17 protein-coding genes are annotated in these 26,642 nt (G+C 60.7%); 7 read left to right on the forward strand and 10 right to left on the reverse strand.

From position 1 onward, the window contains the following. Positions 1-26: 26 nt before the first annotated feature. The 3 genes from HUU46_20970 to HUU46_20980 all read left to right on the forward strand — a co-directional run bounded on the left by HUU46_20970 (position 27) and on the right by HUU46_20980 (position 7,244). Entirely contained in the window at positions 27-1,145 is a 1,119-nt protein-coding gene (locus HUU46_20970; protein ID NUM56121.1) for a hypothetical protein, read from the forward strand. 84 nt (positions 1,146-1,229) lie between these two features. After that, the gene (locus tag HUU46_20975) at positions 1,230-6,164 is read left to right on the forward strand and encodes a TIR domain-containing protein (protein ID NUM56122.1); all 4,935 of its coding nucleotides are present in this window, start codon (positions 1,230-1,232) and stop codon (positions 6,162-6,164) included. Positions 6,165-6,377: 213 nt separating this feature from the next. Further along, positions 6,378-7,244 carry an RNA-directed DNA polymerase gene (locus HUU46_20980; GenBank protein NUM56123.1) on the forward strand — a complete coding sequence of 289 codons (867 nt, stop codon included), beginning with the start codon at positions 6,378-6,380 and terminating at the stop codon, positions 7,242-7,244. A gap of 402 nt (positions 7,245-7,646) precedes the next feature. Here HUU46_20980 and HUU46_20985 read toward each other — a convergent pair whose 3' ends face one another. From HUU46_20985 to HUU46_21015, 7 genes are all read right to left on the reverse strand, one after another. After that, positions 7,647-7,853, reverse strand: a complete 207-nt coding sequence (locus HUU46_20985) for a hypothetical protein (protein NUM56124.1) — start codon at positions 7,851-7,853, stop codon at positions 7,647-7,649. After that, positions 7,850-9,670, reverse strand: a complete 1,821-nt coding sequence (locus tag HUU46_20990; protein ID NUM56125.1) for a TolC family protein — start codon at positions 9,668-9,670, stop codon at positions 7,850-7,852. Before HUU46_20990 ends, HUU46_20985 begins: the two co-directional genes overlap by 4 nt. Positions 9,671-9,733: 63 nt before the next feature. Beyond that, complete coding sequence (locus HUU46_20995) at positions 9,734-10,945, reverse strand: ABC transporter permease (protein NUM56126.1); 1,212 nt, start codon at positions 10,943-10,945, stop codon at positions 9,734-9,736. 210 nt (positions 10,946-11,155) lie between these two features. Continuing rightward, complete coding sequence (locus HUU46_21000) at positions 11,156-11,815, reverse strand: ABC transporter ATP-binding protein (GenBank protein NUM56127.1); 660 nt, start codon at positions 11,813-11,815, stop codon at positions 11,156-11,158. Next, on the reverse strand, positions 11,812-13,185 hold the full coding sequence (locus HUU46_21005) for an efflux RND transporter periplasmic adaptor subunit (protein NUM56128.1): 1,374 nt from the start codon (positions 13,183-13,185) through the stop codon (positions 11,812-11,814). Before HUU46_21005 ends, HUU46_21000 begins: the two co-directional genes overlap by 4 nt. A gap of 159 nt (positions 13,186-13,344) precedes the next feature. Then, positions 13,345-14,664, reverse strand: a complete 1,320-nt coding sequence (locus HUU46_21010; protein ID NUM56129.1) for a pectate lyase — start codon at positions 14,662-14,664, stop codon at positions 13,345-13,347. Between the two features lie 301 nt (positions 14,665-14,965). After that, positions 14,966-16,297 (reverse strand): TIR domain-containing protein, encoded by a 1,332-nt coding sequence (locus tag HUU46_21015; GenBank protein ID NUM56130.1) that lies wholly within the window; start codon positions 16,295-16,297, stop codon positions 14,966-14,968. Positions 16,298-16,562: 265 nt separating this feature from the next. On the opposite strand from HUU46_21015, the gene HUU46_21020 reads away from it, so the two are divergent. After that, complete coding sequence (locus HUU46_21020) at positions 16,563-17,420, forward strand: hypothetical protein (GenBank protein NUM56131.1); 858 nt, start codon at positions 16,563-16,565, stop codon at positions 17,418-17,420. Between the two features lie 814 nt (positions 17,421-18,234). Next, positions 18,235-20,835, forward strand: coding sequence for a DEAD/DEAH box helicase (locus HUU46_21025; protein ID NUM56132.1), 2,601 nt, complete (start codon positions 18,235-18,237; stop codon positions 20,833-20,835). On the opposite strand, the gene HUU46_21030 is transcribed toward HUU46_21025, so the two are convergent. Together HUU46_21030 and HUU46_21035 are read right to left on the reverse strand one after the other, a co-directional pair. Further along, positions 20,805-21,125 carry a hypothetical protein gene (locus HUU46_21030; protein ID NUM56133.1) on the reverse strand — a complete coding sequence of 107 codons (321 nt, stop codon included), beginning with the start codon at positions 21,123-21,125 and terminating at the stop codon, positions 20,805-20,807. The two genes, HUU46_21025 and HUU46_21030, sit on opposite strands and share 31 nt — an antisense overlap. Positions 21,126-21,253: 128 nt before the next feature. Next, positions 21,254-22,432: an exo-alpha-sialidase gene (locus tag HUU46_21035; protein NUM56134.1), complete on the reverse strand. Its 1,179-nt coding sequence runs from the start codon at positions 22,430-22,432 to the stop codon at positions 21,254-21,256. A 142-nt stretch (positions 22,433-22,574) separates the two neighbouring features. Here HUU46_21035 and HUU46_21040 point away from each other — a divergent pair, with 142 nt between their 5' ends. Together HUU46_21040 and purD are read left to right on the forward strand one after the other, a co-directional pair. Continuing rightward, complete coding sequence (locus HUU46_21040) at positions 22,575-23,180, forward strand: IMP cyclohydrolase (GenBank protein NUM56135.1); 606 nt, start codon at positions 22,575-22,577, stop codon at positions 23,178-23,180. 3 nt (positions 23,181-23,183) lie between these two features. Next, positions 23,184-24,464, forward strand: a complete 1,281-nt coding sequence (gene purD, locus HUU46_21045) for a phosphoribosylamine--glycine ligase (protein NUM56136.1) — start codon at positions 23,184-23,186, stop codon at positions 24,462-24,464. On the opposite strand, the gene HUU46_21050 is transcribed toward purD, so the two are convergent. Continuing rightward, on the reverse strand, positions 24,461-26,626 hold the full coding sequence (locus HUU46_21050) for an acylase (protein ID NUM56137.1): 2,166 nt from the start codon (positions 26,624-26,626) through the stop codon (positions 24,461-24,463). The two genes, purD and HUU46_21050, sit on opposite strands and share 4 nt — an antisense overlap. Positions 26,627-26,642: the final 16 nt, after the last annotated feature.

A 26,642-nucleotide genomic window follows, 5' to 3' on the forward strand; every position in this document is an offset into this window, starting at 1 on the left:
CGTTCTTGAAATGGGAGGGAACTGCCGTGTTCCGAATCGTTCCGCTTGTGTTTGCCGCCGCTCTTCTCGTTGCGCCGTTGTCCTTCGCGCATCCCGGCCACCGTCATGACAAGGACGCCTCGACCATCACGCTTGCCCAGGCAGACGCGAACGCCCCGGCAAAATCCAGTCCCGGTGTCACCGGCCAAGGCGACCTCAAGTTCAAGCTGCTCTACAAGAGCGATCACCTTCCCGCGGAAGCCGTCGCTGTCTTAACGAAAGCGCACGGCGGCTTCGCCGTAGACCGGCGCGGCGATCGGGGTGAAGTCTACTTTGCGCTTCCAGGAGCGGGCATCATCGAAATCAGCCGCGATCTGAAGAAAACGAAAATGGTAAGGACGGCCGCGGTCATGAAAGACACGAACCTGCACAACGCGGCCATATGGTATGCGGGCGACGGTTCGCCGTACCTCGTGTTCCCCGGAAACGACGTTGGTAAGGTATTTACAACGACGCTCGAGGGCACGCTCGTCAACACACTCGATGCGCCCATTGCGGACACCGAGTTCGGCGTTGACACAGTCAACGCATACTTTGACGCCGGCGAGAAATTCGTCCCAACCGATGTGACGAAACTAGGCAATCTCTACTACGTCGCAACGGGTTACTCGAAGCTGGACTACGTCCTGACCGCAAACGTCGAAGGCAACGCCGCGTCTGTCACATGGAATAAGCTCGCATTCGGCGGCAAAGGCGACGGACCGGGCCAGTTCGGTACAGGCCACGGCATCACGCCAAGCCCGGACGGCAAACAAATCACGGTGGCCGACCGTCCGAACGCCCAGATCGATCGCTTCACTCCCGAAGGTGCCTACGTCGACACCGTATCGCTGCCCGCCGGTTCGCTCGCGTGCGACATTGACTACACGGAAGGCCTCGCCGTCATCGGCTGCCTGGACGGCCCCGACAAGTCGAAGGGCGCGCCCATCTACCTGCTGAAAGACGACGCCATCGTATCCACCCTCATGCCCAAGGAAGACCTTGGCCTCGAAAACTTCGTACACGTACACAACGCCACGATGACCAAAGTCGGCGACAAACTCTACGTCATCGCGCAGGCCTGGAATCCGGGAGACTTCGCCATCCTTGAACAAGTGAAAGAATAAAGTCTCCCGCATACTCGGGCAGGTTTGACACGGAGAACGCACACAATCGCACGATAGCCGCCCAACTGGGAATGCATACGGCCTATGTCCGACGCGTCGAAGCCGGAAGCCGGTTACCAATACTCCGCGTTTATCAGCTACCGCCACCTGGAACTCGATCGGGGCTGGGCGAAATGGCTGCTGAACGCCCTCGAAACCTACCGCGTTCCGCGCGCGCTCCGCGCGCGCGGCTTCCCGGCGACGCTCGGCAAGTCCTTTCGCGACGAAGATGAGGTCCCGGCCTCCTGCGATCTGAACGAACAAATCGTCCAGGCCCTCGTCGCGTCAAAGTTCCTCATTGTCATTTGCTCCCGTCACACGCCCCAATCCCGGTGGATTTGCCGCGAGATCGAAATGTTCCGCGAGATGGGCCGTGGCGCTCGCATTCTCGCACTCCTCATTGATGGCGATCCCGATGACTCGTTCCCAAAAGTCCTCACCGAAGAGCAGCAAATACACAATCTTCCCGATGGCACGCGGCACGAAGAAACGGTCGTCATCGAACCGCTGGCGGCGGACGTGCGCCCGCGCCACGACGAATCCATGCGCGAACTCCGCCGAATGGCCCTGCTTCGGTTCGCGGCGTGCATTCTTGGCTGCAGGTTTGACGATCTCCGCCAGCGCGACCGCGAACGCCGCAATCGTGTTCGCCGCCTCGTATCGGCGGGCGTCGCCGCCCTGCTCGCGCTCGGTGCGAGCATCGGCCTTTGGTACTGGGACAAAAGCCGCGTCAAAGAGTTCTTCTACGAAGATTTCGTACCGCGCTACGGCGTAGCCGAAGGCGTACGGCCCGTGACGCCCGAACAGAGCGCCCGCATCGCCCAACGCTATCGCTTTCAAACCCGCGGCGGGCGCGTGCTCCGCGTGTTCCGCGAATCTGGCCGCGGGAAGCCCGCCCCCGATAACGAGGACGTCACCGAGCGCGTGTACCACTACCGCGCCGATGGCCAGGTCGAACGCGTCGAACTGAAGGACAATCTCGGCCGCCCCATTCGCGAGTTGGTATTCAGCGCGGACCTCAAGAACGTCAACTTCCGCAGCGGAAACCGCCCCGTTACGCAACCATCCGCGACAATCTCCCTGCCAACCGTCTCGCTCAATCCGCGCACCAGCATCACGCAGCACCAACTCGCCTACGACGAACGCGGCTATCCGATCGAGACCCGCTACGCCGACGTCTGGGGCACGCCGCGTCCCGACGCCGACGGCAGTTTCGGGTCCCGGTTCGAACTCAACGAGCGAGGCCAGGTGCTGCGCGCGTTTCAACTCGACGCCGAGGGAAACGTCCGCGCCGACCGAAGCGGCGTCATGTCCTACGAACGTACCTATGACGACGCGGGCCGCGAGGTCCGAAGCACCGCGCTCGACGCCGACGGCAGCGCAATCGATGTCGTGGGCGGGTACTGCGTCGAGGAACGGGCCTACGATGCGCACGGCAACCTTACGGAAGCGCGGTTCAAGAACAGCAGCGGCGAACTGGTGCGCAATCTCGACGAGGTTGCGATCGTACGGCATGAACTCAACCCCCACGGCCAACCTGCTCGAACAACCTACTTCGATACGGCCGAGATGCCCACGCTGGATCGCAACGGTATCGGCGAAATCCGGTTCGCGTACGACAACAACGGGTACATCGCCGAAGAACTCTATTTCGATGCCCGCGGTAAACCCACGCTCACGCCCGCGGGATACCACCGCGTTCGCTACATACGCGACGATACCGGCTTTGCCACGCGCACCGAGTATTTCGGACTGGACGACAAACCAACCCTGTCGCGCGATGGATACGCCAGCAGCGAAGTACACATTGGCGATGACGGCAACGTCTTCGAGGTCTCGTGTTTTGGCACATCCGGCGAACCCGTATATGCGTTCTCAGGGTGGGCGCGCGTCGTTGTCGTAATGGACGACCGTGGCAAGGTCACTGAAACGCGCGGAACCTCGCCGGACGGGCAGCCGGTCGTCAACAAGGAAGGCTTCGCCGGCGTCAAACTATCGTACGACGTGCGCGAAAACATGACCGAACTCCGGTGGCTCGGTGAGGACGGCAATCCAATCGACGTGCCGTCATTTGGCGCCGCAACGTACAAACTCGCGTACGACGACAGGGGCAACCTTGCCGAGGCGGCCGCCTTCGGCGCCGACGGAAAGCCCGCGCGCCGCCCGGACGGCGTCTCGATAGAACGATGGACATACGACGATTCCGGCAATAAGACCCGGACCGAATACTTCGACGAAAGCGCGAGCGCGGTCGCGTCCAAGGCGGGATACGCCCGAATCGATTTCACATACGACGCAAATGGTTTTGTAACGAGCGAGTCGTATTTCGGCGCGCATGGCGAACCGGCCGTGTCCGCTGACGGTTTCGCAGTCGTAAAGATGGAAAACGATTCACGCGGCTACGTCATTCGCGAATCGCGCTTCGACGCCCACGGGCAGCCCACTCCCGACGCCGGGGGCGCGGCAGAGACGCGCTGGGCGTACGACGAGCGCGGCCTCGTCCGAGAAACCGCGCACTTCGACGTCGATGGGCGCCCCGTCATCGTCAAAGAACAATTTGCCCGATTGGTACACACATACGACGACCGCGGCTGGCTCTCATCTATATCGTACTTTGGCGCGGACGGACTGCCGTACCCCAGCCGCGACGCGTACGCGCGAATCGATTTCAAATACGATGACCGCGGCAATACCATCGGCGAGTCCTATTTTGACACCCTCGGCAACGCCGCACTATCGGTGCGCGGTTACGCGCGGCTCGCGCGCACCTTCGACGAACGCGATCGCCGCACGTCCGTGTCCTACTTCGATGCGGACGGAAACCCCACGCTCGCCGTCGACGGGTACGCCGGTGTCGCATACACCTACGACGCGCGCGGCAACCTCGTCGGTGAAACCTATCTCGATACCCGAAACGCGCCGGCATGGTCCCGCGACGGATACGCCCGAACCGCTCACGCGTACAACGCTCGCGGAGACCGTATTGAAACAAGTTACTTCGCGCCCGATGACAGTCCCGCGTATGCTCGCGACGGGTACTCTTCCGTCCAGTTCGAGTACGACCCGCTCGGGCGGCTTGTCCGCGAAACCTACTTCGGCCCTGACAAGCGCCCTGCCATTCACCGCCTCGGCTACGCGTCAGTCGCGCACGTGTATGACAAGCGAGGGCTGCTCGAGCGCGAAGAGTACTTCGGTCCGGATGGCGCCCCAACGCTGTGCGTGGACGGGTTCTTTCGACGCGTGAGCGACTATGACGCGCTGGGCATGGAAGTGCGCCGCCTCTACTTCGCGCAGGATGGAAAGCCGATCGAGACCGCTTTCGGCTACGCCGCCACGACCAAGTCCTACGACGAACGCGGATACGCGAGTGGCACCGCCTATTTCGACGAAAACGGAAAACCGGCGTTCTGCGAACGAGGCTATTCGCGGCTCGTGACAAAGTACGACGCGCTCGGACGGTTGTTGGACGAGTCCTATTTCGGTCCGGACAACGATCCGGTCATAAGCGCGAACGGCTATGCGCGTGTTACCCGGCAGTACGACGAGCGCGGTCGTACGACGAGCGAGGCATTTTTCGGGCCGGACGGCGCGCCAACGCTCGCGCGGCGCGGCGCGGCAGTCGTGCGTTACGCGTACGACGACCAATTGTTGCGGACGGAAATCTCGTTTTTCGGGCCGGCGGGCAAACCCATGCAGGTGTCCAGTGGCGCGGCGCGCATCCTCCAACAGTACGGAGTGCGTGGCGAACTGATCGAAGAGTCGTTCTTCAATCCCGACGGCGCGCTCGTAGTCACCGGCTCCGGATACGCGCGCATGGTGTGCGCATACGACGAACGTGGGAATGTCGTTCGCAGGGACTTCTACGACCGGGACAACCTGCCCTTCGAGACCGGCAGTTCGAGCACCGTCGTCCGGTATGACGAACGCAACAATCCCATCCTGACGGCATACCTCGGCCCCAATAACGAACTCGTGCCGGATGAATACGGCGTCGCCCTTGTCAAGCGCGCGTTCGACGCGCGTCGATTCCTCATCGAAGAGTCGTTTCTCGACAATAGCGAGCGGCCCGTGATCTCCGGCGATGGATATGCCCGCCGTACATTCCAGTACAACGCGCAGGGATTCCAGACCCTCGAGTCCTTCTTCGCCCTCGATGGCACTCCATACCTCGATGGAGCGCCCTACGTGGCCGTAGCGACAACGACGGACTTGAGCGGCAACGTCATCGAAGAAACCTACCTCGGTGCGAACGGGGCTCCAACGGAAAATGAAGACGGGTTCGCCCTGCAAACGTGGCGCCACCACGCGCGCGGGTTCCCGATCGAATCGAGGTTCTTCAATCGAAATGGCGACCCCACCGAAACGTACGACGGCATCGCCCGAATTACGAGCGAATACAACAACCAGGGCCTCGAAACGTCGCGCGCGTACTGGGCGCTTGACGACCGGCCCGCGCTCTACCGCGGCATCTTCGCGCGCAGGACGACGCAATTCGACCTACACGGAAATCCCCTCGAGGAGTGCTACTACGACGCCGATGGAAGTCTTACGCCAGGGCCGGACGGCTTCGCAAGAGTCACGCGGCGGTTCGAAAAAGGCGTTCAACTCGCCGAGGAAACGTACTACGATGCCACCGGCGCGATTTCAGGCGAGGCCAACGGCGTCGCCCGCGTGACGTGGAAACGCGACGACTTCGGAAACGTTACCGAACTCGCCCACTTCGACGCCAACGGGATGCTTGTCAACATTGCGGAAGGCTACGCCCGCTCCGTGTTCGGCTACGACGAGTTCGGCCGCCTTTCGAGTGTTCAGTTATATGACGCCGAAGGAAATGAAGTCAGTCTGTCCAGCATTAATAGTCCATCGAGCGGACTTCGTGTTCAACCACTCAGCCCCTACGACTTGCCCGATCACGCAAGCTTTCCTCTTGGGCCTGAGAACGGCACGGGAGCTCCCACAGAGAGTACCGCTATTCCGTAGAATGTGGCCAATCGATTGATTTCGCCTATCGCCAGTCGTACGCTGTCCCCACTTGCCTTGGTGGCGCGTTTAATTGCGCGGGCCGGCGTTTCGCCGGCCGGGTCCCATGGGCCTGTCCGAGAATCACCCGTACACACAGGTGTGTAGCAAGGCAAGGCGGATGCCGGGCAAGTTCCGGCATCCGCTATCTTCGGTTCGCAACGGGAGCGGCGTGTGGGTCTGTTCAAGAAGCTGTTCAAAGGTTCCGGGCACACCGTCGAAGAATTGGCGCGGCGCCTCGGAACCGCGCCGGCCGAGCTGTCCGCCGTCCGCCCGACATACACGACGTTTCACATACCGAAGCGAAGTGGGGGACAGCGCACGATCCATGCGCCGGCGCCGGAACTGAAACAACTGCAGCGCCTCATTCTGCGCCGCGTGCTCGCGCGGCTGCGCGCACACCCCCACGCCGTCGGGTTCGAGCGCGGTCACTCGATTGTGACGAACGCGGTGTGCCACGTCGGCCAGCCCGTCGTGGCAAAACTGGACATCGTGGACTTCTTCGCGAGCACGTCCGCGAGACGCGTGGAAGAGTATTTTCAGCGGATCGGCTGGAACCGCGAGGCCGCGGCGCTGCTAACCGAATTGTGTACGTACAACGGCGGCCTGCCGCAGGGCGCGCCAACAAGCCCGCGCATCAGCAACCTCGTCAATTTCGGCATCGACGCCGGCCTGAAAACGCTGGCCGAACGGTCGGGCGCAACCTACACCCGATACGCCGACGACATCACATTCTCGTTTGCGACCGACGACAGCAACACTATCAGCATGTTGCTGACCGTCACGCGCCAGATTCTCCGCGATTACGGCTACAGGGTTCACATCGCCAGGAAGCGCCGCATCATGCGCCAACATCAGCGCCAGGAAGTGACAGGGCTCGTTGTGAACCGGAAAGCGCAATTGCCACGCCGCACGCGGCGATGGTTGCGCGCCGTGCGGCACCGGGCCCAAGGCGAAAGTGGCCCGACGCTTACGCAATCGCAACTGCAAGGTTGGGCGGCCCTGGAACACATGATAACAACCCAGCGCGATACCCGATAACCGGGTCCACAACAGCCCCGCAAAATGCGTCCGGGCTTCGCCGCAGCCCCGCAAAATACGCAATGCTGAGCGCGCCGGCAGACTCCACCGTAGACTTACGAAGGAGAACGCCGCTTCCCCTCGTAATCAAACCCCCAAAAGAGACTTGAGGTATCACGTAGCCGCATTCTCTTTCTCGTGCTCTTACTCGTTCTTTTTCTCGTGTTCGTGTTCGTGCTCGTGCTCGTAATCGTAATCGTAATCGTTCCCGCCAGTAATCGTCCCCGTTCTCGCGCCACTCTTCAGACAATCAATCACGTCCCCCGCCGTATAGGTCCTTTAGGTCCCATTCGTCCTCTACGTCCTTTGCCCTCCGCCAAATTCAATCACGACCGAGCAAAGCCACGATTCCTCCAAAACGCCCTAGCTCTCTGTCGCTCCGCCAAACAATTCCGCAAGCGCCAGCGTCAGCGACGTCACCGCGGAAAGAAACGACAGCCCGATACTCGCGAAACTCCCAAACAGTCCGAGGACCGATTCCGAAATGAAGATCAGTTCCCAAATGGGGGAGAGCGCGGCCAACGCGGGACGCGCCTTCGCAAACCTGTGCGCGGACGTGGGGTGTGTCATTGCGGCAATGCTCCTTCGGTTTTGCTTACAGGTGCCGGAGTCGTCGCGCCGGCGGAAGCCGTCGCGAGAGATTCATCTTCGCTTGCCAAATCGATCGGTTCGCTGCCGGGGCACGCAACGCCCCGGCGCTCCAGCAGCGATCCTTCCAGACGGTACAGGTTCACCAGCGCCTTCAGATACGCCGCGATCGCCTGCACCTCGTTGATTTGCGCCGTCAGCAGGTCGCGTTGCGCCTGCGACACCAGCAACACCGTCGACTTCCCCTGGCGCAGCTTTTCGCGCTCCACATCCAGCGTTGTCTGTTGCAGCCTGCTCGTCACCGCCGTCGCCTCGATTTGCTGCTTGGCCCGGTCGACCTCGATGTGCGCAGTCCGGATGTCCTGCTCGACGAGTTGGTTCAAATTGGCTAGCGCCAGCAGATTGCGCGATCGCGTCATTGTCGAGCGGATATACCGCGCGCGCGGCCCGCGATTGCCGAACGGATAGCTGAACTCCGCGCCAATCTGCGTTGTCACGTTGTCGTCGTCCTCGACCTGCGTATTCACTAGAAACAATTCGCTGTAGTGTGTCTTGTTCTCGGACTTCGACAGCGTGACAAACACGTCAAGCTGCGGAAGCAAACCGTTTCGCGTGCGGACCACCTCGAGATCGTCCTGCTGAATCTGAAGGCGCGTCTGGTTAAGGTCGGGCCGCATCCGCCGCGCCAACGCGATGGACGCGCTGATGTCGATCAGTTCGACCTCCGGAATCTTCGGATCGCTGAGCAAATTCAGTTCGACCGGATGCAACGATTCCGCGTTCGGATTGAGCAGGCGCAGCAATGCGATGCGCAACGTGTCGTAGTTGCTCTTCGCGTCAATTAGTGAACTTTTCCGCTGCGCCACTTCCGCGTCGGCCGCTGCGCTCTCGCTTTCCGCCATCCCGCCGATCTCGATGCGATACCCGATTTCTTTCGCCTGGTTTTCCGCAATCGTCAGCGAGTCCTCGAAAATCTTGATTTGCCGCTGCGCCGTAAGGCAGTCCCAATACGTCTGCTCGACCTGCGACACCAGGTCCTCCGTAAACCCGCGCAAATTGTACTCGGACGCCAGCGCCGCCAACTTCGCCTGTCGCAGGCTCGCCAGGTTTACGCCGAGCCCGCCGCCCCGCAGCAGTTGCTGGCGCACTGTAAAATCGAGACTGTGGGTATCCGTGTCCGTATCGGTCCCGTACACGCGGCGCGGATCGGTGCTCTTGTTGCGCACGACCGTGCGGTCTTTCCCGTAGGTCAATGTAATGTCCGTGCCCGTCGGCAGCCGTTGCGTCACGCCCACGCTGCGCGACTCGCTGTCCGTCTCGACTTCCGTTTCCACAGGCTGCCACGCGCTGCCCGCCGTTATCGTGCCGCCCTGCCCGTCCGGAATCGTGATCGGCGTGCGCAGCAGCAGGTCGCGCTCATTCTCGTCGTCGGTTTCCACGTACGCAGCGTTCAGGACCGGATCGAACACGGAACGTTGCTCCGACACAAACGTCCTCTGAATCGCCGGATTCACTTCCTCGACCGCCAACGCCTTGTTGTTGGCAAGCGCAATCACGATCGCGCCTTCCACGGTAAGGTTCAGCGCCTCGCCCGGCACCGGGGCCGCGTCGTCTGCCGGCGGCACCTTCGCGGGATCCAGCGCGGGCGGCGAAACGTGCTGGTTCGCATCCTCCAACGGCTTCGTGACAACGACGTCGGGAACGCGCGGCGGCTTGGAAAACTCGATCGTGGCGCAACCGGTCCCGGCGCATACAAGCACGCAGCACAGGCCCCGCTGGGTCAGCAGACGGTTCAGCACTTCCACTCCTTACTTCCGCTACATGAACGCGCGCAGTCTCAGGGCGCGCGCATAATCTGAAATCTACTCGTATCGCAATGCGTCAATCGGGTTCAGCTTCGCCGCGCGACGCGCCGGATAGTATCCGAAGAAAATCCCCACCGCCGCCGAGAACAATAGCGCCATGACAATGTTGTGACCTTCAACGACCGTCGTGAATTGTGTCATTGACGACAACAATTTCGCAGCGCCCACTCCGGCCCCGACGCCAATTACGCCGCCGATCGCGCTCATCAGAATCGCCTCGAACAGAAACTGCCGCAGAATGTCGCGGTCCTTCGCGCCAATCGCTTTGCGGATACCGATCTCGCGCGTGCGCTCCGTGACCGTCACCAGCATGATGTTCATGATCCCGATGCCGCCGACCAACAGAGAAATGCTCGCCACCGCGCCAAGCAAAATCGTAAACGTTCCCGTAACTTCGTTTGCCGTGTTGATCATGTCCGCCTGATTGCGGATTTCGATATCGTCGGGCATCCCCGGCTCGATGCGGTGGCGTTTGCGGATTAACGCGAAGATCGCGTCCTGCACCGTATTCAAGTCTTCCTGGTTCTCGCACTTCACCTGTATTTCGCGCAGGTAGTCCTGCCCGAACATCTGCTTCATCGCCGTCGTATACGGCACAAACGCATTGTCGTCGGGATTGAACCACCCCTGATCGCCTTTGGCCTTCGTCACGCCAATGACCTCGAAGTTCACGCCGTTCACCTTGATCGTTGTGCCGATCGGATCTTCCGTTCCCATGAGATCTTCGGCCGTCTGTGGACCAAGTATGACAACGCGCGCCATGCGCTCCTCTTCGCCGTTGGTGAAGAGACGGCCCTTTTCGACCTCGAAATTGCGGAGTGGGAGGTAGGTGACCGCGACGCCCATGACGCTCGTATTGGTATTATTCTCATAGTATTTCATCTGGCAACGGCCGGAAACGACCGGCGCCACCTGTTCAACGCCCTCCACCTCGTTCAAAATCGCTTTCGCGTCATCGACGGTAAGGTTCTGCTCGGTGCCCGTCCGCACGCCGCTCGAACCGCCGCGCGATTCCGGGCGCACCGTGAGCAGGTTCGTGCCCATCGCCTGAATGCTGCCCATCACCTGCGACTGCGCACCCGCCGCGATCGCGAGCATCGCAATGACCGCGCCCACACCGATGATCACGCCCAACACTGCCAAAAACGAGCGCAGCTTGTTCGCGACCAAGCTGTAGATGGCAACCTTGAGTAATACCGCTAAGTACACGGATTTCCGCCTTTATGACCTTCTATTTCGTCGCTCGAAAATGCGGGCAAACCTTCGTCGCTCTACTATTTCAACCGCAATCACTAGCGAACCGACGAAGCTGGCAACGACGCTTGCGGCAACGAGACCGTCGAGAAATAAACTCTTCACCGCGGAGTTCAACCAGCCGAAGCCGAACCATACTGCAATACCGTCCATTTCGCCGGTCCTCTACGATTCCACTATCCGTCCATCAAAGAGCCGCACCGCGCGCCTGCAGTGGCTTGCGACTCCGCTGTCGTGCGTGACCATAATAATTGTGCGGCCGTCTTCGTTCAGTTTCGTGAACAACGCCAGAATCTCCTGGCCCGTCTTCGAATCCAGGTTGCCCGTCGGTTCGTCCGCGAGAATCATTGTCGGGTTCGTCACGATCGCGCGGGCGATTGCCACGCGCTGGCGTTGACCGCCGGACAACTGGTTCGGCTCATGTTTCATGCGATCGCCAAGCCCCACCGTGTCGAGGGCCTGCGCCGCCATGTCTTTCGCCTCGTCCTTCTGCGCGTAGAGCAGGGGAAGCTCGACGTTCTCCAACGCGGTCAAGCGCGGCAACAGATTGAACGTCTGAAATACGAAACCAATTCGTCGGTTCCGGACCTCGGCCAACTGATCGCTCGTCATACCCGCAACATTTTCGCCCCCGAGGCGGTAGATGCCCGAGTCCGGCGAATCCAAACACCCGAGGATATGCATCAGCGTCGATTTGCCGCTGCCCGACGGACCCGTGATGGCCACCATCTCCCCGTCGCGAATTTCAAGGCTGACGTTGTCCAGCGCCGCTACGATTTGTCCGCCAAGGTCGTACTTCTTGCAGACGGACTCCACTTCGATCACCGGCCCCTACCTCCGCCGCCCATCGTGCGCATCATCATCATCCGGCCGCGCGCGCTGTTCGCCCCGCCGCCGTCACGGTTCCACTCGCTGTCCACCTCGGCCCGCTGGACCGTCACGGTGTCGCCCTCATTCACGCCGCTCACGACTTCCCACGCCTCGCCGTTCGTGATGCCCAGTTCGATAGGGACCTTTTCGCCCTCGGAACCGTCCGCCTTCGCAAGCACCGTGTAGGCCTTGCCGCGCTCCCGCGCAACGGCATTGTAAGGTATCGTCAAAACGCCCGACTTGTCCGCGACCACAATCGTCACGTTCGTCGTCATTTCTGGCTTCAGCAAAGTCTTGTTTTCGCCCTCGACTTCGATGCGCACCTCGAACGTAACGACGTTTTGCAGGTTCACGCCCTTCGCCGCAATGCGATCCACGCGGCCCGTGAAGCTCTTGCCGGGAAACGCATCAACCGTAATCTCCGCGGGTTGATCGATCGCGATGGAACCGATATCGCTTTCGTCAACGGACGCGAGAATGAAAATCCGAGAAAGGTCGGACAGCATCAGCACCGCCGTGCCGCCGCCGACGTTGTTGATCCCTGACGCGATAATCTGCCCAATCTCCACCTGGCGATCCGAGACAACTCCGTCAATGGGCGAGTAAACCTTCGTATAGTCGAGCTGGAGCTTGGCGAGCGACAGCGCAATGCGATCGTTCTCGATTTGCGCCTCCGCCAGCTTGATCTCCTGCCGCCGCGTCTCAAGGTCCGCCTCTTGCGCCTTCAACGCCTCCACCTGCGCGACCGCCGTGTTGTAATCCTGTTTCGCCTGCATCGCGGTCGTCTGCGCCGTCTCCACAAACTCTTCGCTCGAATACTTCTTCGCGAATAGCTGCTCCTCGCGCTTGGCTTTCGCGCTCGCGTCGTTGGCGCGCGCCAGCGCCGACTCGACCGCCGCCGCCGCCATGATTCGGTCGGCCGCCAAGTTCTGTTCGGCCGCCTTTAACGTCGATTTCGCCTGCGCCAAGCGCGCCTCCGATGCTGAAAGCGTCACCTCGCGCTGCTGCACGATCCGCTGCTGGTCGACCGGGTCGAGCTCCATCAGCAGGTCGCCCTTCTTTACCGTGTCGCTCACATCGAAAGGAAGTTTGATGATCTCCCCGCTTGCCCGGCACTTAATCTCGACATCGAGGTTCGAGACCACCCGGCCATTACACGGAACCTCCTGCCGCATATCGCCACGCTCAATCTTCGCAAGCGTTATCGCCCGCGACGAGGCCTCGGTTCCCTCATCCGTCCCGTTCCACCACCGGTAACCGTACACCGCGGCGGCAACCGCCACGACCGCCATCACGGTTCTTGTCAAGAGTTTCTGCTTCTTCATGAACTACTACCTTCAATTGTGCGCGAACCGTATAGACATACTTATCCGCTTAGTCTAACACGGGAAATTTGCTGAGGTTCCATCCCACGTCCGGCAAAAATGCGCCGCCCAATCCACACGCGCGCCTACCTTCCCCCATTGCTCCGTCTCGCAAACACGTCAGCGCGTGGAAACAGTCCCGCCGGAAACAAGCGCGTCCAGATACTCTTCGAGGTTCGTGTAGCCGTCCCCGTCTCTATCGAGCGCCCCATCCGCCGCATCGTTCGGGTTCAGGCGCCGAGCGGCCTCCCAGTCGTCTGGCATACCGTCGTGATCGGTGTCCGCGGGCAGCTCCGTCGAACGCAATTCGGGCCAGCCCCCGACCGTTGCCTGCGAATCGATAATACCCTTCCCACCGCCTGCATAGGTCTCGCCGAACCGCGCCGTACCCGTGCGAATCTCTTCGACAATCCGCGCGTCGACTGCATCGCGCGCGACCGAACATCCCGCGCCCATCAACACCAATTCGTATGCCGCCTTTGCGGAGTGCGTCTCATTAACGGGAGCGACAACATACGGCTGGAATGCACGCAAGGTCTGCTCTGTTGCGTCGCCATCGGGGGCGAAATCTATCCCGCCTGCCCAGTTGTTCACGGTGATTTCCGGAAATCCCCAAACAAAATTGCCGTCCGCGTACATTCTTCCGCGCGGGTCCTTCTGCAAAAAAATACGGTCGCGCACGTCTTCTCGCGTCGCAGGACCGTACTTGTAGTAATTGTTGATCCAGTTCCGCGGCCACAACTCGCCGCCGTACGCGCTGTTGAATCCCCAGTTGTAGATGACATTGTTCCGGAAGTCCATCAAGCCCGATTCCTCGTTGCCCGAGGCGCGCGGATTACGCGACGTATGGTGCGCGAGAATGTTGTGGTGCCACGATCCGCCCGGCCCGCCCCACAGCCCCCCGTACCCGTGTGCCCCCTTCTTGTGTACGGACTTCGTCAGGCTCTCCGTCACCATGCACCACTGCACCGTCAGGTTCGACGCCTTGTTAATGGATAGCGTCTCGTCCACCGCCCAACTTGCCGAACAGTGATCGATAATGATGTGGTCGCCCTCGCCTCCGAACGCGTCCTGTTCTTTCTTCATCTCATCGCCCGGACGAAACCGCATGTACCGGCAAATAAAATGTTGCGTGTCGAAACTAACCTGATAATTCTTGATGCAAATCCCGTCTCCGGGCGCAGTCTGCCCCGCAATCGTAATGAACGGCTCCCTGATCTTCAGTTCCGATTCAAGCGGTATAGTTCCCGAAACACGGAATACCACCGTGCGCGGGCCCTTCGCTTCGCATGCCGCGCGCAAACTCCCCGGCCCGTGATCGTTCAAGTTGGTCACTTCAATCACGCGTCCGCCGCGCCCACCAATCGTATACATGCCAAACCCTTGCGCGCCGGGGAACGCAGGCGGACGGCTCGGTCGAAATTCGCTCAACACCAACAGCCCCTTGTCCTCGTAAAAGTGGGTGTCGTGCCGCCAACCTTCGGGAACCACGATGCGCTCGAAGTTCTTCTCCAGGCGCACATCTCCGTCGCCGATGGCTACCAGCGTGTTTCCGTGTGGTTCAATGCGCCCTGAAAACCGCACTTCCAGCACGGTCAAATCGGTCTTCGTTGTCGGATCGATTTCTACCGCGTCGCCGTTGTTGACAGTTACAACGAGCGCATACACCGGATGCACGAGCAGGGAGAAGAGATGGATTGCAGCCCACACGAATGTGAGACGAAGTCGCACGCGAACGCTTCTATCGTTTCAGTTTGTCAAGCTGCTGCTGAAGGATTTCGTGGGCCGCGTCTTCCAGCACGTTCGCCGGCTTCTTGGGCGGCGGAGGTGGCGCGGCGGGTTTGGGCGCAGGTTTCGTGGCGGGTTTCGGCGCCGACTGCGTGGACTTCGGCTGCGTCACGTTCGCGGGTTTCGCTTGCTCGGCCGACGGCGACGGGGCCGCGGGCTCCGCCGAGGGCGTCTGCGAAACAGTCCCCGGCACGGGTTGCGCCGAAGTCGTACCCGGCGTGCTTGCGGGCATGGGTGTCGTAGGCCCGGTCGCGGATGGGGGAGGCGTCTGCTGTGTCGGCGCGGCGCCGGGGACCATTCCCGCCTGTGTGGGTTGGCTCGGCACAATCACCGGCGCGGGTGCGGGCTGCACCTGTATCGCCGGCTGCGGAACGGGTGCCTGCTGACCGGGCGCGGGCTGCACCGCTGGCGCAACAATGCCCTGTTGCGCCGGCGTCACAACGTCCTGCGCCTGCACCGTCTCGTTACCGGCCGGCGCGTCCCCGCCAAACAGCGTACCGCGCAAGAGAATCCCGGCTGTCACCAGCGCCGCCAACCCCGCCGCCGCAACCGGCATTAGGATCGTTTTCAGTCCGGAAGACTTCTTCCCCTCGGAACCCGGCGCGTGGCGCGGCTGTGTGTCGTATTCGGACTTCTCCCGCCGCGACGCTTCGCCCCGAGTAGATTCTCCACGGTCCTTGTCGCGCACGGGGGACGCAGACTCCTCAATCTGCGGTTGCACCGGAATTCGCGGCAGCGCCCCCGACAAACGCGTGATCGTCGCAGACGGATCGATCATCGACTCCCGCCGGACCGGCGCGTCCATGTGATACTTCTCGCGCACACGGTCCACCTGCCGCTCGATCGCGCTGAAGATTTCCTCCTGCACGCGGTCCCACTCGGCGGGCGAGTCCAAATAACTAATCAACGGCGTCGGCTTGCCCGGCACCATCTGCGGCCGGCTCAGCAACCGCACATTCTGCCAGTTACAGTGGCCCACCAATATCGGGACCACGATCAGTTCGCCCATATCGAACCGGCGCTCGATACGCGGCAACTCGATCTCGCGAATGAAATCGGAATTCAGGAAGTTGCGGCTGACCAGCAGGACGGCCACGTGCGCCTTCTTGATCGCGTCCACGATCTCCTGCTTCCACGGGTCGCCCCCGCCCAGCCGGCGATGGTCATACCACACCTCCGCCCCGATCACCTCGAGCGACTTGATGAGCCGCGGCATCAACTTGTCGTCCGCGAACCACCGCGCATCGTCATGACTATAGCTGACGAAAATGTGAACCTGTGACATGCCTACCTCGCTGAAAAGAGCTGTCACCGCACTAAAAGACTATACAGGAACGAACGCCGGACAGACAAGACCGCCGTTCCCATGCCGAACCGCACTGCTTTATAGCGTTTGACACCGCGCGCCTCCCGGAGTTCGTCAGTCGTACGCCCCCGTTGACGCGCGAACATCGCGGTGGTACGCTGAGTTCACCCAAGGGGTGTTGGTTGCACGGCAACTGTCCTGATGCCCAATTGGCCACGCTGCGCCGGGCAAACGGATTCGAGCGATGAATGTCTGTTCCCGATTTGGGGACGTCGAGGGGATGGAGGAGTCGGTTATGCATTCCTCAATTCGTCTGTGGATACCCACCGTTGCGTTTGGAACTCTTGCCATAATGTTGGCCGGTTGCCCTCCTGCGCTCACCGTCCAAGCCGGACTCGACCTCTATGAAACTGCTGCGGACAACAGCAAGGGCGGCCCGCCCCAGGTGCTGATTGAGGCGTCCATTATCGAGATTGACACCGGTATGATTGGTGCCGACTTCTTTGGTCCCGGGTCGGACCCGTTCACGGGCAAAATCGAATTGCAGGGTGCGCCGTTGGGCAGTTCGATGTATTGCGACGACGACATCGGCGACACCGACACCATCATCGAACGGAAGCAGGATGCGGACCTGCCGAACATAAACTCGTCCGCGACCGTTCCCATCGAACTGCTCGAACTTTCCCTCGCATGCGTCGTACGTCCCACCATTACCTACAACGGCGGCTCGGACTCGGAACAATGGGACTTCCGGATCATCCTCACACCCGAGATACAGTCGACTGGCAACATAACCATGCGCCGGACCCGCGTGGACGGCGGCCTCTTCGACAGCACCCTCGACGTGTACCCGAGACTGATCTTTACCCGTCCGTCCGACAACGAAATGCGCATTCTCGACATTCAAGATACCCTCCAAACCAACCGTGCACCCTGGCTCACAAACGTGCCCAACGGCCAGGTGCCCACAGGTTGCCAAACGAACTTCGTTCCCAGCCTCGGCAAAATCCCCGTAATCGGCAGTCTCTTTTCACGAAAGGTCGAGATGAAAGGAAACGACCTAATAATCTTCGTCACGCCCCGCATCATCATCAACGAGTGACGGCCCCGCTGCGCCCTCGGATCAGTTATCCGCTCTTCTCTAAATAGGGACAGCCACCTGTTATTTACTAATGAGGTACGAATGAGGGACGGTACTAACGATGGACAGCCACTTGTTACTAACGATGGACAGCCAACTGTTATCTTGATGTTGTCGACCTGAACTTCTCCGGCGAAGACGGAGCCTGCCTTCCGAAGCTTCCGAGCGAAGAGGGAGCTTGCCCTCCGAAGCTTCCGAGCGAAGGAGGATCCATTCCGTCCTCTTGGTCCCATAGGTCCCATAGGTCCCATAGGTCCCATAGGTCCCTTAGGTCCCTTTGGTCCTTTTCATGGATTCTCAATAGGCAGCACGAAAGACCTTGCCGTTTTCGCTCCAGCCCTTCATTTCCAAGTCCTTGCCCTCTGAAATCTCAAATCTCAAATCTGAGATTGATGGAGGAAACCCTACGGCTGCTGCTATGCCGCGTAGTGTGCATCCTGTCTATTCCATTCGATCCATTCCGTCCATCATGTCCATAATGTCCATACAGGCCGCATCTGCGGGAGCACCCGTCGAAACAGAAACCCCGCGTGCGAGCCTCGCCCTGCGTCTTGCATTCATCCCACGGCATCTCGTTCCCGACTACCCATTCTTGTCAGTCCTTTTGATCGTTTCGAACTGCTGCCCACCATCGCGCCTGCCCCGCGACGCTATAGCGACGCCTCTAGACCGCCCTCAATCGCGAGGTGTCCACTATCTCAGATTCACCTCTTGACATCTGAAAATTTATACAGTATACTCCGCGTTGGTTGCTGAAACCTTGGAGGTTCTGGCCATGCGGATGACGGAGTTGCTGCGGTACGACATCCCACCCGAAATCATCGCACTGTGGCAAAAGGAAGAGAGCGACACACTCCTTCCCATCCAGGAAATGGCCATCAAGCGTCATAACCTGTTCTCGTCCAAGAACCTGCTAATCCAGGCGCCCACAAGTTCGGGCAAGACATTCGTCGGTGAGATGGCCGCGATTCACACCGCCCTGCGCCGCAAGAAGGTCATCTATCTTGTACCTCTGAAGGCCCTCGCCGAGGAAAAGTTCGAGGACTTTCGCGCAAAATACATCCAGTACGGCATCGATGTGATCATATCCACCCGCGACCGGCGCGAGTACGACGGACGGCTGGAAGACGGTTCGTTCTCGATCGCGGTCGTCGTATTCGAAAAGCTGTCTCAACTGCTCGTACGGCGCCCGGAACGTATCCAGGAAATTGAACTCATCGTCGCCGACGAACTCGAGATTCTCTCCGATCCCGAGCGCGGCGCCCAGATTGAAGTCCTGCTGACCCGCATCCTCCAAAGCAAACGCCGGATGATCGGCCTGTCCGCCGTCATCGGCCATGCGGACAAGCTGGCGCAATGGATGAACGCCGACCTCCTGCTGCACGAGCGCCGCCCTGTCGAACTGCGCTACGGCGTGCTCCACGAGGGCCGCTTCAAATACCGCACCTACAACGAGTACGCCCAATCCGAAGAGGAGTTGGTCCACGTCCACTCCGACTCGTCTTGGGAAGTGCTGACCGAAAACATCCGCGCGTTCGCGGAACGCGGCGAGTCGTGCCTTGTCTTCGTCAAATCCAAACACGAGTCCCGGCGCGGCGCGGAACTGATGGCTGGCAGGGTCGACATTGCCCCCGCGGCCGCCGCAATCGACGCGCTGCGAAAGTTCGAGGCGACCCATTCTCGCGACAGTTTAGTCGAGACGCTCAGTGCGGGCGTTGCATTCCATAACGCGGACCTCTCCCGCGACGAACGGCGCATCGTCGAGGAGGGGTTCCGCGCGGGGACCGTGCGGGTCCTCATCTCCACCAGCACACTCGCGGTCGGGATGAACCTGCCCGCGCACAACGTATTTATCGCGTCCGACAAGTGGCAATACGACGCGCGCTTTGGCATGCCGTGGAAAACGCCCATCCTGCGCTCGGAATACGAAAACATGGGAGGGAGGGCCGGCCGCATCGGTTCCGGCGCGCCATTCGGCCGATCCATTCTCATCGCGATGACGCCGTTCGACGACGCGACCCTGTGGCGGCGTTATGTCGACGGCGATCGCGAACGCGTCGAGCCCCGCCTTGCCCGCGAACCGCTCGAGAACCATGTCCTGCGGCTGGTCTCGTCGCGCTCGTGCGCGAATGAACTCGAGTTGCTCGACTTTTTCAATACGACCCTGACCGGCACCTGGATTTGGCTCGAAATGTACACCCCGGACGAAATCGAGTTCCGCGTCCGCGCCGCCGTCAACAAGGCCCTCGATTGCGGAATGATCGCCAAAGACCAAAACGGTCAACTGGCCGCGACACCGTTCGGCCTGGCAACTGCCGCGAAAGGCATTACTATCGCCACTGCGCTCGACCTCGCACACTGGGTCCGCGAGTCGGAGACCCGCATCTGGAGCGATCTCGATCTCATGCTCGCAGCCGCCCTGACTCCCGACGGGCGCATGTTGCAGGTCACGCTGACCTCGCGCGAGTACGAGCGCAGCGATTACCCGAGTGAACTCAAACGCCAAACATTCGACGAGGACCTCGCCGCCGACGTCCCCATGAACCGATTGCGTCAATGCAACCTTATGCCATTCTTCGAGGAAGTTCGCGCCATCAAGGTTGCATTGTTCCTCCGTGAGTGGATCGACGGTGTCCGCGTATACGACATCGAGGACAAGTACCACACCTTGTTCGGTCAAATCGCCGCCGCTGCCGATCAGATCGGTTGGCTCATCGATGCGGCCTCGGCCATCGCCAACGCCGTCGGTGCGCCGCGCGCATTTGTCGATCGCATCGCGGCGCTTGCCGAACGCGTACAGTTGGGCGTGCGCCCGGACGTCTTACCGCTCGCCCGCGCCCGCGTGGCGGATCGAAACACAATCCTTGCGCTCGAATCCCAAGGCTTCTACACACCTCAAGCGCTTGCCGACACCCCACCCCAAGTCCTCGCCCAGTGGGTGCCCACGGGCGTAGCCCATGAACTGCATTCATGGGGGCTGCGAAACCTCGGCGGGTCCCCTCCCGCTTCCGGCGGGGAGGTCCGCCCACCCACCTCCCCGCCGGTCCTCATTGTCGACGACCGGCGCCCTGGCGAAATCCTCGTTGACGGCAAACCCGTTCGCTTGCAGGACAAGCAATACCGCCTTGTACGCACGCTCGCTGAATGTCCGGGCGAATGCATCGCGTATGAAAAGGTCTACTCCGCGATTTGGGGCAGTACCGTCGTCGAATCGAACCAAATGCACTTCCAAAAGAAGCGCCTAATCGAGCGCATCAAGGACGCCGCGCCCAACCGCGCCGACATCGTGCGCACAATCCCCAAGCGCGGGTTCGTCCTCGATCTCGCACCGAACGACGTGTCCCTCTATCCACTAGCACCCATCTGCGCCGCGTAACAACCATGAGAGAATTCGATCTTCAGAAACAATCGCACGCATCCTGCCCCCAGTCTTCTCGTGCTCGCGCTGGTAATCGTGCTCGTGCGCGCGCTGTCGATCGCGCTCATAATCGTGCTCGTGCTCGTAATCGTGCTCGTACTCGTAATCGATCCCCTCGATCCCCGCTCGCGCTCGTCGCACTCGTTACGAGGTTTCCACTTCGTAACGCGCTCTTGAAAAGCTCCGCTTTGCCTCAACATCAGCCCCTGCCGGCTCACGCTCGCGCCCGCGCTGTCAATCGCGCTCATGCTCGTGCTCGTCCTCGTAATCGATCCTCTCGATCCCCACTCATCGAGATTCAATCTTCACGTACACAAATCTCCGGTCCGTTCTTCTCTTCAATCCAAAATCCAAAATACATCCCCCCCCCCGCACACTACTTCCCTTCCTTGATCCATTCCTCGTTAAACTCCGCATGCTTGATCGTCGATCCATCAACGCCCTGCCGCACAAACGAGTACGTGCAATGCAGCGCCCCGTCCTTGCTCTGTATCAGCGACGGATACGATCCCGATCCTTTCTCCCTCTCAAAATTCTCCAGCCTTCTGCTCCACGTCCACGTCGCGCCCTCGTCGTCCGACAGATACACCGTCAGCAAATGGCGCCCATTTTTCGTATCGTTGCACACCAACGCCCAGTTCCCGCTCGCGAGCGCAATGCACTCGACACTCGAACCGGGGTTCGGAATCTCCATTTTCTCGATCGGTCCCCACGACATGCCGCCGTCGTTGGATACCGCACGCCGAATCTGGTTCGGGAAGCCGTTGTCGCGCATGAACGCAATGACGTCGCCGTTCTTCTTCCTGACAAACGACGGCTGAATGTTCCCAAGTTCCGCGGAAACAATGGGCCTGCTAAACTGCCAAGTCTTGCCCCAGTCGTCGGTAAACGCGGCGAGCGAGCAATTGAACACGTCCGAATACAGCCCAAGCATCATCCGCGTGTCCGACAGCATGATCGGATGCAGACGCGTCATCCAACCCAATCGCTGCACCAGTTTCTCCTTGCCGCGCACCTTGATCGCCTCGATGTCGCGCTTCAACCCTTCATTCGACTTGAGCGCGTCGGCGTACAACGTCTCCGCCTCCGTGAGCGCATTGAAAAACAGCGGATCGAGATCAGTTGGACGGCAGTGGATGACGTCCTGCCATTCCCACTCCGGCGGGCCGTCCTTCGCGTACGACGACGCGACACGATACTTCAGCAACGACCCGCCCCACTCGTTGTCCTGCACTGCGATCCAGAACAGCCACAGCTTTCCGCGCGGATCGACGAACAGGACCGGATTGCAGTCCGGCAGGTCCGGCGTATCCGCCATTGTAAATGGCGCGCTCCACGCCGCGTCGCCCTTCCTCTTGCGCGCGCCCAGGACCTGCACGTCGTCCGACTTTCTCTCGCCGCTCCCGTGGAACCAGCACGCGAGCAAATCGCCCTCCGGCGTCTCGACGATACTGGACCCATGATTGTGGAACGGTTCCGCCGGAAATAGGGTCTGCGCCTCGTATTGGGGCGCGGCCAGTGCAACGCAGCAGGCTATAAATATGGAAGGAAACATCGCGTACCTCACCGTGTTTGTGGGGGAATGTCTCGTACAGTAACGGAGCGCGTTACGACTACGCAACTCGCGATTTACCCCGGCGGCGGACGTGCGCTATACTTTTTGTCCCTGTGCAGAGCGCAGGAGCGGGAGGGTGCGAATGGCGAAGATCACGCGGGCCATCATCAGTTGCCACGACAAGACCGGCGTCGTCGAACTCGCGCACCTGCTGCGCGAGTACGACGTTGAAATCATCAGCACCGCCGGGACCTTGCAGGTCTTGCACGACGCCGGCATCCAAGCCGTCAGCATGGGCGACTATACCGGCGTGGCCGAGATGATGGACGGCCGCGTCAAGTCGCTTCACGCAAAAATTCACGCGGGCCTGCTCGGCCTGCGCGCGAGCAAGCTCCACACCGAGCAGCTCAAGGCGTCCAACTACGAATGGATCGACTTTTGCGCCGTGAACCTGCACCCTGTCGAAGAAATGATCAGCCGGCCCGGCGTAACCACGGAAGAAGTCATCGAACAAATCGATATCGGCGGCATGGCCATGCTCCGTTCCGCGGCGAAGAATTTCCGTTACGTGACCTGCGTTGTCAATCCCGAACGCTACGGTACCGTCATGCACGAATTGCGCGCGCACGACGGCGAAGTCACATTCAAGACGCGGTTCCGCCTCGCCCAGGAAGCGTTCGCGTGTACCGCGCAGTACGATCAGGTCATCGCGGACTACCTGAAAAGCATCGAGCCGGGGGAAGAGTAATTCATGAACGTACTGGTCGTTGGGGGCGGCGGGCGCGAACACGCGCTCGCATGGAAAATCGCGCAAAGTCCGCTCGTCACGAAACTCTACTGCGCGCCCGGCAACCCCGGCATCGCCAAACTTGCCGAGTGCTTCGACATACCCGGCTCCAATCTGGACGCGCTGCTCGCCTTCGCGATCGAAAACCGGATCGACCTGACAGTCGTCGGTCCGGAAGACCCGCTCTCGCGAGGCATCGTCGACGTGTTTGAATACAAAGGACTGAAGATATTCGGCCCATCGAAGGCCGCCGCGGAACTTGAAGCGAGCAAGGCCTTCGCAAAACGAATCATGGAGAAATACGCGATCCCGACATCGCGCTACGCGACGTTCACCGACGCCGGCGCGGCCGCCGCCTATGTCCGCGAACACGGCGCACCGATCGTGATCAAGGCCGACGGCCTTGCAGCGGGCAAGGGCGTAACAGTCGCGCGCTCCGAAGACGAAGCGATGGACGCGATTCGCGCCATGATGTCGGACAAAGTCTTCGGCGAGGCCGGCCATACCGTTGTCGTCGAGGAATGCCTCCTCGGCGAAGAAGCCTCAATCCTGGCGTTCTGCGACGGCCGCAATGTCGTCCCCATGGTTCCCAGCCAGGACCACAAAGCCGCACACGACGGCGATACCGGCCCCAACACTGGCGGCATGGGGGCATACGCTCCCGCGCCTGTCGTGCCGAAAGAAATGCTCCCGGAAATCATGCGCACGATTCTGCAGCCCTGTGTCGACGGCATGGCCGGCGAAGGCGCGCCGTACCGCGGCGTTCTCTACGCGGGCCTGATGATCACGCCGGAAGGACCGAAGGTCATCGAATTCAATTGCCGTTTCGGCGATCCGGAAACGCAGGTCGTGCTGCCGCTACTCAATTCCGATATCGTGCCCATCATGCTCGCCTGCTGTGACGGCACCCTCGACCGCGCAACGATCGAATGGTCGAACGACGCCTGCGTCAGCGTCGTCATGGCGTCCGGCGGATATCCTGGCGCATTCGAGAAAGGTTTGCCCATTACCGGAATCGATGCCGCGGAAATAGACGAAGCCGTTCAGGTATTCCACGCCGGAACGAAGCAAAGTGGGGGAGACGTCGTCACCAACGGTGGACGTGTCCTGAATGTTACCGCCATCGGCCCGGATATCCGCCGCGCGGTCGTCAGCGCCTACGACGCCGTCTCGCATATCAAATTCAAGAACGCGCACTTCCGCAGCGACATCGGCAAGAAGGCACTTGCGCGATTGCCGGTTTAGTGCCGTTCTTCGCCCGGTTTGTATTCGGATTCCAGATGCGCGCGGATTTCGGGTTCGTCCAGCCAGACCGGTTTGAGTTCGCGTCGGCAGAACAACGGCGCCTGGTCGGCGTAGTGCTTCGACTCCTTGCGCGCGGTTGCGCTGCCGTATTGATGGATGCTCCGCGAGCGCACCGTGCCGTCCTTGTCCCACGCCGCGAGCAGAACATAGCAGTCGCCGGCGCGCCCGTGAATTTGCCCATTTTCCAGGCCGTCCACCTTCCCGTTGGCCACGCGCGATCCATACACCGCGTGCAGAATGTCCGGACCGCCGCCGAGCCCGATGTTGGCGTCGCCGCGGTGGAGTCGGTTCACCGTGCTCCACGCCACGTCGATCTTCCCGTGCGCGGCCTTCAGCTCAAGCGCGACATCCTTCATGAGCGCGAAGGTCTTGTCGAGGTTATCGACTTTTGCATCGTTGTCCGATCCCGAACCGATCGTGAGTACGCAGATTGCCGCGGAGGTATTCTCCGGGTCAGTCTTGAGGTCCCACTGTTTCCACACGTCAAGCGCTTCCGCGATCACCGGATCGTCCGGCGCCTGCGCTTCCACAACTTTGCGCCAGCCCTGTGCGACTTCGGACTCCTCGGAGTAGGCTCGGTCGTACTTATACTCGGTGAATTCCTCTTCGGTAATCGAAGTGTCCGCGTTGAGCAATTCGTACGCGCGCAGCGCCCGGTTCGTCATGTGGTTTTCGATACCCATCGTCTTTGGAAAGTCGGACTGCTTCGGGTCTTCGTCGAGCGCCGTAGCGCGGAAAGGCGTATTGTTCGAGTTGTAGATGAATCCGCAAGCCGGATTCACCACGCGCGGAGTGGCGTCGAACGGATAAAACTCGGTCCACAGCGTTTCGGACGTATTGCCGGGCAGGTACTGTTTCCAGTCGTACCCCTCCGCGCGCTTGGGAAACTTCGCGTTGTACAAGTAGAGAATGTTGCCCTCGCGGTCGGCGTAACCGCAGTTGAGCGACGCGATCGACTGCATCTTCATCGCGTCCAGCCACTCGGTCATGTTCGTGGATTTGCCCATCCGGTACCACTGCTCGACCTGGCGGATGTCGCCCATGTTCGCGTAGCGGATCGCGTAGACGCCGTGTTCCTGCTTGACCGTCGGACCGTACACGGACCAATACACCGGGCGCTTCACCGTCCAGGAGATCGGACCCCAGATTTTGACCTTGATTTTCGCCTTACGCGCCTCCAGGTCTTTCCATTGACCGTCGAACTTGTACTGGTTCGGATTGTCCGGGTTCATCTCCAACACGAAAATGTCGATCAGGTCAGGCTTATTCACCGTGTGCGCCCAACCCAGGTCTCGGTTGTGACCATGCAGTATCAGCGGCGCGCCGGGGAATGTGCCGCCGACAATGTCCCAACCCTCTTCGCTCACGAGATGGGCCTCGTACCACGCCACCGGGCCTTCCCACGGTTGGTGGGAGTTGATGTTGAGAAATGTGCTGCCGTCCGCGGACCGTTTCGGGCTGACCGCGGACGTGTTCGATCCGAGTTCGATATCGTCACGAAGAAATTGCGCCGCGGCTTGCGCCGGATTCTTCTCGGAAACCGTGCGGCGCCGTTCTGCGCCGAACAACTCCTGCACCGCGTTGTCCAGCCCGTAGAAGAACGGGCCTTTGAATACAAACCCGGCGACAACGTCCTTCCCGGTAAACGGAAGCAGTCTTCGCGGCACTTCGCCCGGGTGCAGCGCCGCATAGTAATTCAGCCCGTTCGCATATGCTTCGCAGATGGCGCGCGTATCCGGCGCAAGGTCCGTTTCATACTTGGCATCAACGTCATCCCATACGCGCAGCAGGTTCACCATGAAATCGATCGGCGCGGCGTCCTTGCCTTGAACGCTCGCAATGTGGCCGCGCGCTGCCAACAGCGCTTCAAGAATGGTAGGCATGTCGTCTTCCGCGTGTGCGTACGCGAGACCGAACGCGGTGTCCGCGTCCCGCTTGCCGAAAATGTGCGGCACGCCCCAGGTGTCGCGCAGGATGCGGACGTCGTATTGCTCGCCGAGACTCTTAAAGCTCGCTATCGACGGTCCGCTCGCGTACGAGTACACCGCGAACGCGCCCGCCAGCACGGCGGCCATAACAAAGACTTTGAGGATTTTCTGCATGAAACCGCACTCCACC

It is taken from the genome of Candidatus Hydrogenedentota bacterium (assembly GCA_013359265.1).
GTDB lineage: Bacteria > Hydrogenedentota > Hydrogenedentia > Hydrogenedentales > SLHB01 > JABWCD01.

Excerpts from the sequence above, each read along its gene's own strand:
- purD (NUM56136.1), top strand. The coding sequence starts at position 23,184 with ATGAACGTACTGGTCGTTGGGGGCGGCGGGCGCGAACACGCGCTCGCA.
- HUU46_21025 (NUM56132.1), top strand. The coding sequence starts at position 18,235 with ATGCGGATGACGGAGTTGCTGCGGTACGACATCCCACCCGAAATCATC.
- HUU46_21030 (NUM56133.1), bottom strand. The coding sequence starts at position 21,125 with ATGAGCGCGATTGACAGCGCGGGCGCGAGCGTGAGCCGGCAGGGGCTG.
- HUU46_21020 (NUM56131.1), top strand. The coding sequence starts at position 16,563 with ATGAATGTCTGTTCCCGATTTGGGGACGTCGAGGGGATGGAGGAGTCG.
- HUU46_20975 (NUM56122.1), top strand. The coding sequence starts at position 1,230 with ATGTCCGACGCGTCGAAGCCGGAAGCCGGTTACCAATACTCCGCGTTT.
- HUU46_21015 (NUM56130.1), bottom strand. The coding sequence starts at position 16,297 with ATGTCACAGGTTCACATTTTCGTCAGCTATAGTCATGACGATGCGCGG.
- HUU46_21050 (NUM56137.1), bottom strand. The coding sequence starts at position 26,626 with ATGCAGAAAATCCTCAAAGTCTTTGTTATGGCCGCCGTGCTGGCGGGC.
- HUU46_20985 (NUM56124.1), bottom strand. The coding sequence starts at position 7,853 with ATGACACACCCCACGTCCGCGCACAGGTTTGCGAAGGCGCGTCCCGCG.
- HUU46_21035 (NUM56134.1), bottom strand. The coding sequence starts at position 22,432 with ATGTTTCCTTCCATATTTATAGCCTGCTGCGTTGCACTGGCCGCGCCC.
- HUU46_21040 (NUM56135.1), top strand. The coding sequence starts at position 22,575 with ATGGCGAAGATCACGCGGGCCATCATCAGTTGCCACGACAAGACCGGC.
- HUU46_21005 (NUM56128.1), bottom strand. The coding sequence starts at position 13,185 with ATGAAGAAGCAGAAACTCTTGACAAGAACCGTGATGGCGGTCGTGGCG.